Below are 15,862 nucleotides of genomic sequence, written 5' to 3' on the forward strand. Positions count from 1 at the left end.
TCCTGTTTCGCCTGGATTTTTCTTAACTCTGCCACTTGTTGTTATTGCTCACATTCTCTCGTATATTCAATCGCACAATCCTTTAATGTATCTGCAAGATTGTTTAGTACATAACTTTCAAATTTGTCCAGAACGGTTGGATTTAAATAATTCGGACCTATATTGAGTGTTTTTAAATTATGGTTGAGTTCCGTTGCTATCTGATTCAATTCATTGATTTGGTGTTTATTGTTTTCCAACTTTCGAATTGTTAACTTTTCACTTGTACGAAATAAGTAAATAAACGTCGAGATGATGACCACAGAACTTATATAAAATATTATGTCATCTTCAAAACCAGCTACTACTAATAAAATTATCGTTAAGGTGCTTACTAATAATAATTTCATGAATGAAATTGGGACTGGCTTTCTAAGTTCGTTTAAGTTATTTTCAATACTTGCTTTATCAGACAATAGTTGTTGCGCTTGCTTAATTTCATCTAAAACCAACTGCTTATTACTCATACATTTCCCCCCCAAAAATTCCAAGTCTTTTAAATTCATTGGTCGGAACAACAAATTCTAAATATGATCTTAAATTAACTAAGCGTTACAAGCTTTATCTTGTCCAAAAGTTGAATACTTATATATTATGTAGGAAGATTAAATCAATAATGTAGCCCGGGTGCATAAATGATTTATTAAAATTGTTTGTACACCCGGTTCGTTATTATCTATTTTATTTTTTTGGAACTTATCAGATTAAATTAAATTGTCAAAATATTTATTCCAGTCACTGTACCTATTCTCTAAAAGTTTCAATTTCTACGTAAATACTTTATCTTCTTCATAATTCCCTATATTTTGTTAAAATCATTTATTACTCTATGTGAGTTTTTTCAAAATTAATTATATAATGAGTTTAGACAATATTACAAAATGCAATGTTTGATTTTATTGATTTACGTACGTATAATCATGCATTAACTGATAGATTAGTAACATGGTAACAAAAGAAATATTTAAAATATTGGAGTGAATTAAATGGTTCGTGGAAAAACAGTAAATGGGCTAATGAGACATTTGAGAGATACTCATAGCATTGAAATAAATGGTAGCAAGAATAAAAAAGACTTGCTTAATATGGGCTATTATCACGGTTTTAAAGGTTACCGCTTTATCGGTCAATCAGAAAATAAAATTTCTTATACTAAGTTTGATGAAGTTGTAGCGGTCTATCAATTTGATTCTAATTTAAAAACAATTTTTTACCCAAATATTATGTTTATAGAAACTGCCATTAAAAACTATACTTTAAATACATTGATTAATTTAGGTCCTGTTGACTTTGAACATGTTTTCACTAATCTCTTAAATGATTATAAAAGTGAAAATACAGGCAATAGCAAATATCGTGATAAAATGAAAAAGCGCTTAGAACTTAGAAATAAAATTAACGAAGCCATCAGCTATAATTATTCCGATAAAGTCCCGGTTATTCAACATTTCTTTCACACGAATCAACAAATGCCTCTGTGGGCTATATTTGAAGTAATTAACTTAGGTGTATTCGGATTCTTCTTACAATGCTTAAATATAGATACTCGAATTAAAATTACTGAAGACTTAAATCTTCATACTACCTCACATAATCAAAACGGCAGAATTGTTGAAGATATTATCTTCTTAATTAAAGAATTGCGCAATGCCGTAGCGCATAATTCGGTTGTATTTGATTGTAGATTTAAGAAAACTAACCCACCCTCAAGACTAAAGGAATATTTACAGAGTGAAACCAATATTGATAATATTAATTTTGATAATATTATAGATTACTTCATCTTGGTTATTTTCTTGTTAAAAAAATTAGGTGTTACTAAAACAGAACTCAAGAAAATCATTAAAAATTTCCATAATGAATCTGAACAATTACGTGATGGAATCCCTGTCCCTATACACACTTCTATTATGGGTTCAGACTTCAAGAAAAAAATCAATAAATTATCTAATTATATCTGAGTAAATACTTTACGTATAATATTACTTGTAGTATCATAAAATACAACTAATTGCGGTGTATAGCTTCGGCTTGCACTTAAGGGAGCTGGATGCGTCTGGCTCTCTTTTAATTATGATTTTATATTTTCTTTTTAATTTACTTCTCCTCCTATAAATCCGTTCTCGTTAATTCTTTCCTTTTTCATGGTTTCTGATAAACGTATCTACAATACGAGTAACTCAACGTAACTGCCTCCACGCTTCAACAGTTCATCCACTACTTCTTTTACCATTGATTCATGTCCATACAAATAAGATGTATTGTAATTCTAACTGCCCTATTTCCTTCATTTATATCTACTTTAACCCCTCTACAAATTCATTCAAGTATTCGCTCATTTCCTTATAATGCGTCCAATGTAAATAATGCTGCCCTTCCAGCACGACTAATTTATTAGTTTTTATATTGTATTGTCTCCTTGGCCCTTTGTATAAACGTGCATCTTTTTACCGTCTACTTCGACGAATTCCCCGATTGCCGGGTATTTTCTTTGTTCATACGCGGTCATTATCTTACTGTAAATGACCCAAAGAACCGCCACTGCTACTGCAGCTAATAAAATTGTTTTAATAATCGTCCACAATCTGAACTTCTTTTTGCCTTTAATTACGTTCACAACTCCCTATGATTTCAATGTTCCCTTGATACAGAGAACTTGTTTGCTGTACCAAGGGTTTATATCGAGCTAATTTACTCCACTATTCCGTATATGCAATCGCGCTAATTTCGATTAATTGCTCAGGTGACGCCAAATGGTTTACTCCGATTAGGCTGCCGGCTGGGCGATGCTCCCCCATATATTCCTTGAAAATTTCGATCGCCGGCCCTGTATCCTCTAGCGCATTCGTTAAATAAATTTCTAAATAAGCAAGGTTCGATCTCGTAATATTAAACCCTTCTAATACACGGTCTAGATTGGCCAGCGTTTGCCGAGTTTGCGCTTCAATATCTCCGTCACCGACAAAGGCCCCTTCCGAATCATGTGAAAACTGCCCGGAAATATAGACGGTTCCATCTACACTGAACCCTTGAGAAATACCATGATCCCAAAGATCGTGGTTGACGGTTTTAATTTTTTTCATTTTTACCATTCCTTTACTTGAGAATAGGTTAAATATAAAATAGTCGTATATAAAAAAATAGTACGCACTTTTTTGAAAGGTACTATCAGAAAGGATAGTGTAAATATGGGGATGTCTGACTATGTAGAGAAAGGCAACGTTCGGGAGACACCTTTTGGCTATACATTATCAATTATTGGCGGCAAGTGGAAAATGCTCATTATTTATATATTGGCTGAAAACGAAACCGTACGTTTTAATGAATTGCAAAGAAAATTAGGGACGATTACCTTCAAAATATTAAGTTCACAGCTTAAAGAATTGGAAGCAGACGGAATAATTGTACGAAAAGAATATCCGCAAATTCCCCCTAAAGTAGAGTACAGCCTTACCCCTAAAGCCCAAACCCTTTTACCGGCTTTGGAGCAGTTATGTGATTGGGGATTAAAAAATCAAAAAAATAGTTAGAATTTTTATGCGTTTCATACTATAGTTTTTAAAGGACAGAACGAATTTCTAGTAATGAAATTCGTTCTTTTATTTGCTGTTGAAATTGTAGATGAACAAAAAGAAAGGACATTTTATGAAACAAGTAAATTTACGTAAACTCACAATGGTGCTGTTAGCAATCTATACAGCGCTGATCCTCTATTTTTTATACCTTGGTTTTAATAGAGGGCTACTCGGAACTGACTCCAGCTTACGTTACAACCTCATCCCAGAAGGCATTGCATTGCACTATCCAATGGGAAAAGCCTTTCAAATCTGGTTTTTCGAGTACGGGAATTTTTTAGCATTCATCCCTTTTGGCGTGGTCATTCCCCTCCTGTTTCGTTGTAGTTTTAAACGCTTTATCATCGGTTTTGTTGTGTCGATCACATTGCTTGAAACGATTCAAATGCTGACACATTTAGGCTCTTTTGATATTAATGACATTATCATCAATACAATTGGTGCTGCTGTAGGTTATGCCGCACAGCGACTCGTCAAGGATAACCGAGATAACCTTAGAGGAATTATCAAAATCGTACTGGTTTCCATTGTGCTAGCGCTTGGAACAATAATCATCGTCGGTGGGATGAATCAATATTTAGAAAAAGGCGAAGGAGAAACGGTGGCCCTCAATAATCTGAAGCAAGAAGATGGATCGATTCAGTGGATTGAAAACTTGTCCCCGTTTACAGTTGGTCAAAATGAAGTAGCTCCCCAGATTAATTTAATGGATCGGGAGACTACGAAAGACAGTGAATTCGTGTATCGTTTGGATGGTCAGTATAAATATATGACAGGTTATGTGGCACTCCCTGACGATGTATTAAACACTACAAGCACAAAGAATATTGAAGTTGAATTCATCAGCGGTGGAGAAGTAATTTATTCAGTCGGGTTATCCGCTACAAGTGGCGAAAATGGCGTAGAGACATTTGAAGTCCCTCTTCATGAAGTGGATGATTTAACAATCAAGGTAAACAGTGAATATGCGAATCCGATTACACATGCTTTGATATGGGATGTCATACTTACAGAGGAAAATGCGGGGCAGAAGGTGATTAATAGTTTAAAAGAAAAGATTAAATCGTTATTTTAACATATTCTAGCCATAGAAAAACTGCACCTCCTTGTTAAATGGGTCTAACCAAGGGGGTGCAGATTAAAATTTTCTATCAGCCTTTATTTTTCTGCAAACTACTCGTTTCAATATTAGCGGTGAAAATGGATACTACCCCTACCTCATTCGTTGATGCTCGTTTCACGAATTGTATCGCTGAACACTTCATAAGGCTCCATACCGGAAACATAAAACGTATAAGTAGTTTCAACTGCCAGGGAGTCCTTTCTCACCACTTCAAACTCATACGTGACATCCGTCCAACCGTATCCTACCTGTTTAATCTCATAGTCCATCTCTGGATAAGTTTCTTGCAAAAATGTTTCCAGGCTTTCTTTTGCTCTTTGTTTATGCACTGTATTTCCGCTTATTTGCATGTAAGCGTACACTAGCACACCAATTAACAAAACAGCAATTACACTATATAGTATTTTCTTTTTCATATTAATTTTCCTCTCTTACTTTAAGAATGCAAAAGCCGATAACAATTCCGATAAACGTTATGATTAAATGGACAATCACGGCTGTGAGTACGATCGAAATAGCCTCTAAAAAGTTTCCCCCATAAAATTCTCCAAACCAATCCGTCATATACAACAGACAGTTCCATATAAAATTCGGTATCCCCGCAAGCAGAACGGCGATAAGAATTGAACGGTAAAATAAATAGGTAACCGCGCCCAGTAAGGCATAGGTCAGAATAAATCCACTCTTGTTATTCATCACGGTCGTCCCCATCGCCAAGATAAAGGCAACCGCAACAAAGAAAATCTGGATTGTTGTCAGCTTCAGTGTAATTTTCCGAATCATTTTTTTAGTGCCACCGCCATGTTCTACCTCAACAGGCAGCGGAATTTGAGATTGTTCAGCCATCTGGCGGCACTCTTGGCAACTTTTCAAGTGTTCCTCGACAAATTGTTTTGTCTCCAGCTGAAGCAGATCTTCCTCATATAAAGGGAAAAGATCTTGAATAATCGGACATTCCTTGGTCATAAAGTCACCTCCATTAATTTTTGTATCTTTAATTTCAGCCGGTGAAACGTCACCCGCGCATAGTTTTCTGATTTACCAATTAAATCACCAATTTCTGCAAAGCTCAGTTCTCCATATATGCGCAGCAATACAATTTCCCTTGAGGCATCATCCAGTTTTGAAATATGATGTAAAAGTATTCTTGTATCTTCATTAACTTCTGCTAATTCTTCCAGTGATAGCATTTCAGTCTCTGGAAGAGTTGCGAGTTTTTGCATTAAGCTTTGCTGATACTTGTTTTTCCGGTAATATTTTTTCAGTAAATTCCCCGCAATCGAGAATATCCATGTCGACAAAGTGGAATGTCCATTAAAGGAACCAATGCTTTTACAGGCCTCATAAAAGGTATCGTGGCAAAGATCTTGAGCAGTCATCCGATTTCCTGTCTTGGATAAAAAAAACGCATAGAGTTTTGGATGAATTTGTTCATATTGTTCCTCTAGCTTGTTCATAACTGCCCTCACTTTCTTGTTGTTCGTAGTATTAATACCACGACTCTCTATTTCGTTACAAATTATTTTAAAATATTTTGTAACCAGTTTTCCGTAGATTTCTTTATCCATGTGTAGATATTGTGATTCCTGTTAGTGTCAGAGTAAAAATCCCATGAACAGCAAAAATAAGAGGAATCCGGTTCGGTACCGAAATCCTCAACTTCTTATGTAACGGGACTAGCCCGTGATGATACTTACTAATCCCAATAATTAAATACTAAATCTCCTACTGTCTGTGACCGGAAATGCTTCATCAAACGCAGTTCCACATCATTAAGTTCATTAGCATTCATTAAAATAATCCCTTTGCCATTCGTTTGATATACTAAGGGCTCTGCTAATTGTGAGGCAGTTAATACTGTATAGTGATGTTCAAACAAGGAGCCTAATATTTGATGGTCAATAAATTTTAAGCTCCCAATATCACAATTGCTGGTGAAGGCGATATAATTATACATATTATTATAGAAAATATAGAACTCTTCCCCATCGATTTTCACATGAGCATGGGCATACCCAATATCATGATCCGGCTCATAAAAGGCCATAATGCGCCCATTTAATTGCTGAACATACGCGTAGCAATATTTTTTAAATTCAGCAGTATGGGCAGACCAATCACGCTCAAGTGATAAATCCTCTGCAGTAAAGCCTGTTACGCCTCTTTTCAAAATCATGGATAAAGCCCTCTCTTTCACTGTCATACTTTCATCAGCTCTCTCTAGTCAATCTTACATTAGCCAAGGTATTTCCCAGCTCTCCACTAATAACTGATAAGCTGCCATCGTTTTCAAGTACGATGGCTTGAACTTCTTTTAAGTCTCCGATTCCATCACTCCGCACTGACTGGAGTATATCTCCCTCGCTAATTCTTTCCTTTTTCATCGTTTCTCTCAGAAATGAGCCATTTATATAGAGTAAGCTTGGCTCGGATTTAATGAGTTTATTGAATTTTTTCCAACGTACAGATGTGAACGTCAATACGAATTGCAATAGTATCAACAGGACAAATGCCAACAGTCCCTCTAGCAAGCTCACATTTTTATCCAGTAAAATTGTAGAGAGGACAGAACCAATCGCTACTGTCACCACTAAATCGAAAGCATTTAATTGGGTTAATGACCGTTTCCCGGAAGTCAGCAGAAATAAGATTAAGCCGACATAAGCAAGAATGCCGACAGTGATAATTCGAATAAAACTGTCCAATGTTATTGAGAACATGCTACCAGCTCCTTTCTGTAATCGTTAGCTGCTCAAGTAAGCAATCCTAAAAGTAGGTTAAAGATTTTTATCTAAAATATTCTCAAAACCACTTAAATTGCTGAAACTACTCTTCCCTATACCCCATTCACCATACTTTTTAGTTAAAAACCCAAAATTGTCCGCTAAACGGGACCGGGTTATATTGGTCCGCCTGCTGCCCTTCCAATAGATGAGGTGAAAGAATAATGCAATCAGATTGGATTACGGTATTGATTCTCCAAGTCTGTATTTGTTCCATTGTCTTATATGACTGGAAGCAGCTGAAGAAAGCACCGAAGACGGATAAAATTGCCGCTTCAGTAATCCTGATTCTGCTTTTCCTGTCCTTTGTTAATCTTGAAAATCTGCCGGGACCTATAACTCTTCTCCGCTATCTAATTGAACCGTTAGGGAGAACAATACAGTAAAGATTTAAAAAGGAAAAGAACCGCCTTCATCTGCTGAAAGGCGGTTTAATCTATTGGTACGCTGTACTGGATAATAATTTTATCCTCTACTATCCATGCTCTAGATGAGTTGGACGATTTTCCGGAGTCATCTTAATCCACTCAAATTTAATTAATCGACACATTGCGTATAAAAAGTGGCATAGAAACATACTACAAATTCCCTATTTTTTTCACTGAAATATTTTGAGATTTTCTTTTAGTGTCCGCGTTTAATCGACTCAAATACATAGGATGCCGAATAACCATACTTTTTACCCTTTCCCTTACAATAGCAACAAATAATAAAATTAGTATGATAAGGTGTATTTTCCAAAATATATTTGGAAAATACATAATATTAAGGGAAGTGTTAATATGAAAAAATTACTCTCAATCACTTTAGCTATGTTTCTGTTTATATCCTATGGCGGAGTAGGTAATGCTGCTGAAATTTTTAACAATGAAGATACCAGTAGTCTTACTAACAATTTAAGCAAGGAGTATATCCTTGATGAAGATAATTTAAATAATGACGAGCCAGTAATCCAGCCTTATGCTTTGCCGGCTATACTTGCTCCAGCTGCATCCATCCTTGTTAGTTATATTGCAAAACATGGACTTAAAAAAGCAATTGGAAATTGGTCAAAATCTATAGTTTCAACAATGATCCGTTCTATACCTGCTGTAACTAAAGCTGCTGCTAAGGATTTAGGTTATACTGAAGTGGAAGGTCAGTATTCTCATGGGGCCAAAATATTTAAAGCTGGTAAAAAAGCTAAAGGACCTAAATATATTTCTGTTGATAAAGACGGTCATAATGGAGGGACTTGGAAAGGTGCTTCTTCAATTAAAAATTTAGGCAGCAAGAAAACACGATCTGGTACTTATGATGAAGAATTGAATAGAATAGGTGATTAAAATGGTTAAATTAGATTGGTTTAATATTGATTTTGATTATAATAAAAGTACTCCTTTTTTTCAGTCAGCACCAAATTATCGAATTCGTTTCGATATCGATAAACTAGAGAACGCTACATTACAAAATCTTCTTGATATGATATATGATCAAAATGAAGAAATTGAACTGATATTTATATCCGAATATATAATAAACGGAAAACGAATATCCTCTAAATCAAATATAAATAAAATTATTACGATCAAAAATTGGAGAGAAATACCTGAAATTGACAAAGAAACAAATGAAGGTGCAGTTTACGCAAATATTAAACGTTTAAAACAATCCGACGTTTTCAACTATTGTATGGCGATTAAAAGAGGTTTTAAAGAAATATATCTTTCCTTTTTTTCAGACACTTATATGGTATATATTAGTAGTGATGTTATTGATATTATTTCAAATGATGAAAGTAAAATCGATAAACTAAAAGACAGCTATAGTGAATTGTATGATACGCATTATAATAAGTAGGCATCTTAATAACGAACCTGTTTATTAAGGATTTCTGAATAAAATTTTATATAACCCTAATAGTGACCCGGGTGCATAAACAATTCTGCAATTGTTCGTGTAGCCGGGTCGTTGTAATTTAATGATGTTAGTGCAGCAAACAACTAATAAATGATTAATTTACCAATCAATGAAAAGGATTAACTTGAGCATACATAATAAAAGCATATAATGAAGACATAAAGGGGGTATCTTTGATGAGGTTTAATCGAATTTTTCAACAGTTTGCAGGAATAACCGATGCAATCAAAGCATTTCCACTCGTTACTGGGCTCTTACTTGTTTTATTCATCTTGAATGTAGCAGAAATTAGCGGTACTGTGACAAACTATGATCAATGGTTGGCAACGCTTGTCGTTGCTGTATTCGCTGCATCTGTAGCAGACTTATTTGCTAAACGCGTCCTAACGTATAGCATCGCCATTATTTTTACAGGTCTTTTCTTTTTGATCAGCAACGCCAATGATCTTATATTAGCGATCCAAACAGGCATTGTTGTAAGTACGCTCATGATGGGCTTTATATGGCTCGGCAAAGATAATTTCAGTGCACGTTTTTTCCAGATTTTTAAAAGCATTCTCATCACAGCCTTCTTCTCCATCGTCATCTTTGTTGGATTAATGCTTGTTTATGCAGCGATCAATTATTTACTGTTTCCAGTTAATTCAACTATCATCGGGTATATCGCAGCTACTGTATTTGGATTGTTTACTCCATTATTCTTCCTGTCCCTGACGATGAAGAAAGCAGAGTCAGCCCATATTCTTGAGGTGTTAATATCGTATGTCATTGTACCGCTGACAATGGTGTATGCGGTGATTTTAGTGATATATATTGCACTGCATTTCACCGACTGGTCGGAAAATTTACTCGAGCCATTATTAGTGTCTTTCGTGACAACTGTACTCATCGTGTACTTTTTAAGCTACCAGATTAATAATGTGTTAACGAAATGGTTCCGACTTATTTTCCCGAAAGTGTTACTTGTCATTGTGCTTTACCAGCTCGTTGTCTCCATCATGAAAATCGGAGAGACTGGCATTACACATGGCCGTTATTTTGTTATTTTATTCGGCTTATTTGCCATCATCATCGCACTGATCCTGACATTCATGCAAAAAAAGCAATGGCTTGTTGCACCGATTTTTATCGGGTTTAGTTTACTTTCTGTCATCCCGCCTGTTGATGCCTTTACGATTAGTAAAAACAATCAGGAAAATCTGCTGCAGGAGCGTTTGCAATCGCTCAATATGTATGATGGAGAAGTCCAGCCGAATCCGGATATTTCTAATGAGGATAAACAATTCATTACGGAGAAATTCGATTATTTAAAGCGCATGGGTTATGACATTGCGTGGCTGCCAGATCAACCGTTCGATAAAATCTTTGGGTTCTCGCAGCAATATAAAGATTATACGAACGAAGTGTATTATACGACGAACTTAGATTGGGATGAACCGGTTATTACCGACATTGATCAATACGATTATTTTGTGCAAGTATCCGCTTCACAAAATTCAATGCACCGACGATTTGAATTAGCCAACAATATGCAGCTCCGTTTACAAAAGGATCAGCTCGTGCTAGAGAAAGACGAGCAGGAGCTTCTAGCATGGCCGTTGGAGGAACTAGACACCCTCTTTACAAGTGATTACAGCGAGTTAACTTTAGAAGAAGCTACGCTCATCGCGGAAAACGACCGCGCGAAGCTAAAAATCATCGTTCAAAACGCTCAATCCTATGGCAATCAACGCTACGCGGAATTGTATGTTTTTGTGCAGGTGAAGGAATAAGGAATGAAAGAAACAACCCCAAATTGTTGAACGTAACAATCTGGGGCTGTTTACCTGATTTTTAAAGATACGGAGAGATGCCTAATGACTATCACATCTTCTTTTTGCATTTGAATTGGCTCATAGTTTTCATTTTCAGAAAGAAGTAACACTGAATCACCCATGCCCCCGGTGCATGAAATTATTTTGTAAAAGTAACAGGCACTTACACTATTGATAATTGGCACAGATATTGTAGCTATCCTGCTTTTTGATTTATACTTTAAGTACTACACATAATCGGCAATCGCTGTGATTGGAAGGAGAAACCCATGATTATTCAATGTACAAAGAAAGTACTGGATACGCTAGACATTGACGATTCAAAAATAGTATCACCAGATGGCTTTGACCAGTATCCTGAAAGTTTACTAGGATGGCATGCCAACATCGTCACAATTTATAGAAGAAAAGTTTTAGTTTTGATGAATAATGAAACGCGATTTCCCGTCATTATCAATCGGCTTTTAAAGAAAGATCTTGCCAATCTTCATAGCTTAATTTATGAAGGTATTCGAGTTGCCCTTCGAATGGAAGGTGTTAGCGAATCGGTTATCGAAAAGTACTTTGCTTTATCAAAGGACCTAAGTTTTTCAAAAACCGCCAATCGAAGCATGGTGGCTAAATTGAACAAAACCGTAAATGAGGTTGAATTTTGGGCAGAATTTCTCGATAAGGACGTGACAATCCAGCGCTTTATTAGCCCGCTTGTTAGTAAAATGATTCAATCCGATGCTCAAAATAAAGGCTATTATCCGAAAGTAAAAATGCTTGAGCGTTTAGCACAAATAACTGATGCTAAGGACGTTTCACAAATAATGGATGTCGAGCTTTATCAACTGAACATTCAGCTTGACTTAGATGGCCATGAAATTTGGCGACGCGTGCAGATCCCAGCTAATTATTCATTCAGAAGCCTTCACAACCTTATCCAAATCGTTTTCGACTGGCAAAACTATCACTTGCATGAATTTTCCGTCGAGCGAAAAGATAACAGGGACCTTAAAATTGTCATGGATGACGACCCTGAAACACTTGAATTTGCCGATTCCTCTGGGGACGAAATTGTACAAGAACGATTCGTTTCGTTGGCTGAAATCTTCTCGCAACATCCAGAAGTTATTTACGAATATGATTTTGGCGACTCCTGGAAGCACATTATTACACTAGAAAAATCAATAACTGCAACGTCACAGCATGCAAAACTTATAGAAGGCAAAGGCGAACGCCCACCAGAAGATGTTGGCGGCTTACATGGGTTCAACGAATATTTAGCAATGATCAATGAACCCACTTCCCCTGAATATGAAAATATTATGGCTTGGGCTGCATCTCAAAAGGAACGAACTTTCTCCCTAGATTATACGAATCATCGCCTCAAGAGCATTTTGCACAACTATCGCTATTATGAGAATGAACAAATTTTAGCTAACAATAATTTTCTAGCAAGGTTAAAATAGGTGTTGTAGTGCTAATTTTCCCGGAGCAGGCACTCATACACTTATATTGTAAGACGGTTCCAACAATCGTTTGTTGTTTAAGGTGATAGCTTCGAGGATGGGATCTACCGCTGAGAGGGCGGTTAATTTTTATCGGTACAAATAATGGATATGCTATTTAAAAAGTGAACCGCCCATCTCAAACTTAATTGGGCGGTTCATTTATTTGTTTGTGCACCCGGTGCATGAATTTAATGGAGTCTGCCCTGCATCCGGCCATCTACCTTCGATTTATAAAGAACACCATTTTGGTCCTGTTAGAAAAACCGGGTGCATAAACAATTCAACAATTGTTCGTGCACCCGGTTCGTTGTGATTTATTTAATTTACAATTTTAATGGAGCATAATCGAGCCGCCATCAACCATTAACGTTTGACCTGTAATATATTTAGAGTCTTCTGAAGCTAAAAAGACCGCAGCACGTCCGATATCCTGTTCCGGATCACCGAATTTGCCCATCGGAATACCTGCAAGTACCTGTTCATGATATTCCGGCTGTGCTTTTGCCCATGCCTGTACACCCTCGGAATTGGCGATTGGTGAAATCAGGTTTGCTGTAATACCGTCCGCACCGAATTCATTTGCCACGACACGCGTAATTCCGCGAATCGCTTCTTTCGCTGCAGCATACGCAGCTTGTGTTTTATGCCCTTTTAACCCGGCACCTGAAGCAAAGTTAATAATATTGCCGCGCGTTTTCTTTAAATGCGGAATAGCCGCATGCATTAAATACCATGTAGGATAGAAGCCTGTATCCATTGACAATGCTAAATGTTCTGGTGTTGTTTCAAGGAATGGCGTTTGTTTGGAAGCATGTGCATTGTTCACGAGCACATCTAAACGTCCATACTTCTCGACAACTTGTTCCACGACATTTTTCAGTTGATCATGCTTAGTCAAATCAAATTCAATAAAGCTCGAGTTCGGTGAATATTGCTGTAAATCCGCCAATACGTTTGCGCCGGCTTCCGGATTGAGATCAACTGCCACAACAATTGCCCCCTCTTTTGCCATTGCACGCCCCATACCAGCGCCAATACCGCCAGCACCACCTGTAATGATCACTACTTTGTCTTTTAATTTCAATACAATTTCTCCTTCTCAGAAAAACCACAAATCTAACGTGATTGTTCCCAGTATCGTTAATAACTTTTTTGTTACTAACAAATTAAATATACAACTACATCATTTTAGAGGCAAATGATTAACCGCACCTGTTATCCTTTCATTCTGTATCCTTGCTAGATTAAGTTCACTTCCCGCAGCACTTCTTAAACTTCTTTCCGCTGCCACATGGATCATTTCGACCAAGGCGCTATTACATTTACTTATATTAATTTGTAGAGCTTCATACAAATGTGAGCTACTTTTCATTAGCTTTAGTTAAACTTACATTAGCCAAAGTATTTCCTATTTCTCCATTAATAACTGATAAGCTGCCATCGTTTTCAAGAACGATGGCTTGAACTTCCTTTAAGTCCCCAATTCCATCATTTCGTACAGACTGCAGGATATCGCCCTCGCTAATTCTTTCCTTTTTCATCGTTTCTCTAAGAATTGAACCATTTAAATAAAATAAGCTCGGCTCTGACTTGATGAGTTTATTGAATTTTTTCCACCGTACAGATGTGAAGGTCAGCAAGAATTGCAATAAAATCAACAGAACAAATGCTAACAGTCCCTCTAGCAAGCTCACATTTTTATACAATAAAATTGTAGAGAGCACAGAACCAATGGCTACTGTTACCACCAAATCGAAAGCATTTAATTGGGTTAACGACCGTTTCCCGGAAGTCAGCAGGAAGAAGATTAGACCAATATAAGCAAGAATGCCAACAGTGATAATTCTAATAAAACTTTCCAATGTTATTGAGAACATGCTACCAGCTCCTATCTGTAATATTTAGCTTCTCAAGTAGGCAATCATAAAAAAAGCTTAAAGATTCTTATCTAAAACATTCTCATAACCACTTAAGTAATCTACTTTTTTTGTATACCCCATTCATAATCTTCCAAATACTCATCGTTTTAATTTAAAGCTTGTTACGACTCTTTTTAAAAGAATTGAACACTCATTTATAAAACCCAAAATATTGATAAAATTTCAGAGGGCGCTTTAGATAGTTTTATATTAATTCGTATGTAATTTCCGCATTCTTATATTTCTCCTGAAAGCGATGAAGCTCGTCCTTATCAAAGAAAAATGCAATTTCACGGTTATTGTAGACTGCTTTCGCAACTTTCTCGAACGGCTCTTGATTGCCTTCAAAATAAGTAGGCGTTATTGTTGATATACGCTCATAGCAAACCTTTCCTAACTCCAGCGATCGTTCTGGATTAACTTTGTACCATCCTTTAAAGACATATTCAAACCCGCCAAACTCACTTCGGACATGGGCGAATAATGCAATTTCTTGTCTCAGCTCATACAATCGTTTCTTCATATACGCTGCATTAAATTCCGAGTCTGTATGATACTCTGTGAAGAATTGCTCGTCCGCGTTTAGTTCATTATCCCAACTGGCATTCGGATAAAATTTTAACGCTTTAATGTCGATTGCCTCCTGAAATTTATGTTTGGCCCCACTTCCTTGTAATCCTTTATACCCTGCCCCAAAACAGTTGCAGCAATCTTTTACAGTTTTGAAGGCAATGTGCTCCGTTGCATCCAAATACCCTCTATGTACGTAAGTCATTGGATTATATCCTTGTTCAACATCCCACACTTTATAATCCATGGATTCAAACCTTTGACGAATATGTAATACGACTGAGTCGATTCTTTCATTCATTTCCTGCAAATCATTAATCACTTTTATACGAATGACCTCACATTCAATCGCTTGTACGATATCATGTTGACGCATAGAATCACTAAGTATCATTTCTTCTGATAAATGATAGGGCTCATCAATTTCAATAATCATATTGATTTGTGGAAAATAGATATCTGCTAGCGCGTAGGTTTTTGTTTCTATATCCCGGACGATATATTGCTGAGTAATCATTTTTATATCCGGGTTATTCAGTAGATGCCAAATCCGTGATACCACGTAGTTTTCGTCATTTTTCTTATTTGTTTTGGATAGTTGTTTTTTAATAAAGTTGTATTTTTTCATTTATTACTCCTAT

Annotated in this window: 17 protein-coding genes and 1 pseudogene; 7 read left to right on the forward strand and 11 right to left on the reverse strand. The window is 36.4% G+C overall.

The genetic code is table 11. The annotated features are described in order from the left end of the window. Nucleotides 1-41: 41 nt before the first annotated feature. Nucleotides 42-506, reverse strand: coding sequence for a hypothetical protein (locus MKY27_RS14105; protein WP_339195899.1), 465 nt, complete (start codon nt 504-506; stop codon nt 42-44). Nucleotides 507-1,025: 519 nt separating this feature from the next. On the opposite strand from MKY27_RS14105, the gene MKY27_RS14110 reads away from it, so the two are divergent. After that, entirely contained in the window at nt 1,026-2,000 is a 975-nt protein-coding gene (locus MKY27_RS14110; protein ID WP_339195900.1) for an Abi family protein, read from the forward strand. Nucleotides 2,001-2,440: 440 nt separating this feature from the next. On the opposite strand, the gene MKY27_RS14115 is transcribed toward MKY27_RS14110, so the two are convergent. Together MKY27_RS14115 and MKY27_RS14120 are read right to left on the reverse strand one after the other, a co-directional pair. Next, nucleotides 2,441-2,656, reverse strand: a complete 216-nt coding sequence (locus tag MKY27_RS14115; protein ID WP_339195901.1) for a hypothetical protein — start codon at nt 2,654-2,656, stop codon at nt 2,441-2,443. Nucleotides 2,657-2,738: 82 nt separating this feature from the next. Further along, entirely contained in the window at nt 2,739-3,122 is a 384-nt protein-coding gene (locus MKY27_RS14120) for a RidA family protein (RefSeq protein WP_339195903.1), read from the reverse strand. A gap of 105 nt (nt 3,123-3,227) precedes the next feature. On the opposite strand from MKY27_RS14120, the gene MKY27_RS14125 reads away from it, so the two are divergent. Together MKY27_RS14125 and MKY27_RS14130 are read left to right on the forward strand one after the other, a co-directional pair. Beyond that, nucleotides 3,228-3,569 (forward strand): helix-turn-helix domain-containing protein, encoded by a 342-nt coding sequence (locus tag MKY27_RS14125; protein ID WP_339195904.1) that lies wholly within the window; start codon nt 3,228-3,230, stop codon nt 3,567-3,569. A 115-nt stretch (nt 3,570-3,684) separates the two neighbouring features. After that, nucleotides 3,685-4,689 (forward strand): VanZ family protein, encoded by a 1,005-nt coding sequence (locus tag MKY27_RS14130; RefSeq protein ID WP_339195905.1) that lies wholly within the window; start codon nt 3,685-3,687, stop codon nt 4,687-4,689. A gap of 143 nt (nt 4,690-4,832) precedes the next feature. Here the strand turns inward: MKY27_RS14130 and MKY27_RS14135 are convergent, their stop codons facing one another. The 5 genes from MKY27_RS14135 to MKY27_RS14155 all read right to left on the reverse strand — a co-directional run bounded on the left by MKY27_RS14135 (nt 4,833) and on the right by MKY27_RS14155 (nt 7,457). Next, nucleotides 4,833-5,153, reverse strand: a complete 321-nt coding sequence (locus tag MKY27_RS14135) for a hypothetical protein (protein ID WP_339173246.1) — start codon at nt 5,151-5,153, stop codon at nt 4,833-4,835. 1 nt (nt 5,154) lies between these two features. Next, on the reverse strand, nt 5,155-5,703 hold the full coding sequence (locus MKY27_RS14140; RefSeq protein WP_339195906.1) for a zf-HC2 domain-containing protein: 549 nt from the start codon (nt 5,701-5,703) through the stop codon (nt 5,155-5,157). After that, on the reverse strand, nt 5,700-6,194 hold the full coding sequence (locus tag MKY27_RS14145; protein ID WP_339195907.1) for an RNA polymerase sigma factor: 495 nt from the start codon (nt 6,192-6,194) through the stop codon (nt 5,700-5,702). The genes MKY27_RS14140 and MKY27_RS14145 overlap by 4 nt, the downstream gene beginning before the upstream one ends. Before the next feature lie 239 nt (nt 6,195-6,433). Then, nucleotides 6,434-6,913 (reverse strand): hypothetical protein, encoded by a 480-nt coding sequence (locus MKY27_RS14150; protein ID WP_339195909.1) that lies wholly within the window; start codon nt 6,911-6,913, stop codon nt 6,434-6,436. A gap of 34 nt (nt 6,914-6,947) precedes the next feature. Further along, nucleotides 6,948-7,457: a YetF domain-containing protein gene (locus tag MKY27_RS14155; protein WP_339195911.1), complete on the reverse strand. Its 510-nt coding sequence runs from the start codon at nt 7,455-7,457 to the stop codon at nt 6,948-6,950. Between the two features lie 1,055 nt (nt 7,458-8,512). Between MKY27_RS14155 and MKY27_RS14160 the strand changes: the two are divergent. The 4 genes and pseudogenes from MKY27_RS14160 to MKY27_RS14175 all read left to right on the forward strand — a co-directional run. Continuing rightward, nucleotides 8,513-8,845, forward strand: a pseudogene (locus MKY27_RS14160) (toxin C-terminal domain-containing protein); the annotation flags it as partial. A gap of 1 nt (nt 8,846) precedes the next feature. Then, entirely contained in the window at nt 8,847-9,359 is a 513-nt protein-coding gene (locus MKY27_RS14165; RefSeq protein WP_339195912.1) for a hypothetical protein, read from the forward strand. Between the two features lie 236 nt (nt 9,360-9,595). After that, on the forward strand, nt 9,596-11,191 hold the full coding sequence (locus MKY27_RS14170) for a DUF4153 domain-containing protein (RefSeq protein ID WP_339195913.1): 1,596 nt from the start codon (nt 9,596-9,598) through the stop codon (nt 11,189-11,191). A 311-nt stretch (nt 11,192-11,502) separates the two neighbouring features. After that, nucleotides 11,503-12,690: a plasmid pRiA4b ORF-3 family protein gene (locus tag MKY27_RS14175; protein WP_339195914.1), complete on the forward strand. Its 1,188-nt coding sequence runs from the start codon at nt 11,503-11,505 to the stop codon at nt 12,688-12,690. A gap of 373 nt (nt 12,691-13,063) precedes the next feature. On the opposite strand, the gene MKY27_RS14180 is transcribed toward MKY27_RS14175, so the two are convergent. The 3 genes from MKY27_RS14180 to MKY27_RS14190 form a co-directional block, all read right to left on the reverse strand. Next, nucleotides 13,064-13,816 (reverse strand): SDR family oxidoreductase, encoded by a 753-nt coding sequence (locus tag MKY27_RS14180; RefSeq protein WP_339195915.1) that lies wholly within the window; start codon nt 13,814-13,816, stop codon nt 13,064-13,066. A 277-nt stretch (nt 13,817-14,093) separates the two neighbouring features. Next, nucleotides 14,094-14,609, reverse strand: a complete 516-nt coding sequence (locus MKY27_RS14185; protein WP_339195917.1) for a YetF domain-containing protein — start codon at nt 14,607-14,609, stop codon at nt 14,094-14,096. 247 nt (nt 14,610-14,856) lie between these two features. After that, nucleotides 14,857-15,849, reverse strand: a complete 993-nt coding sequence (locus MKY27_RS14190) for an AbaSI family restriction endonuclease (protein ID WP_339195919.1) — start codon at nt 15,847-15,849, stop codon at nt 14,857-14,859. Between the last annotated feature and the right edge of the window lie 13 nt (nt 15,850-15,862).

This window comes from Solibacillus sp. FSL R5-0449 (genome assembly GCF_037975215.1).
GTDB lineage: Bacteria > Bacillota > Bacilli > Bacillales_A > Planococcaceae > Solibacillus.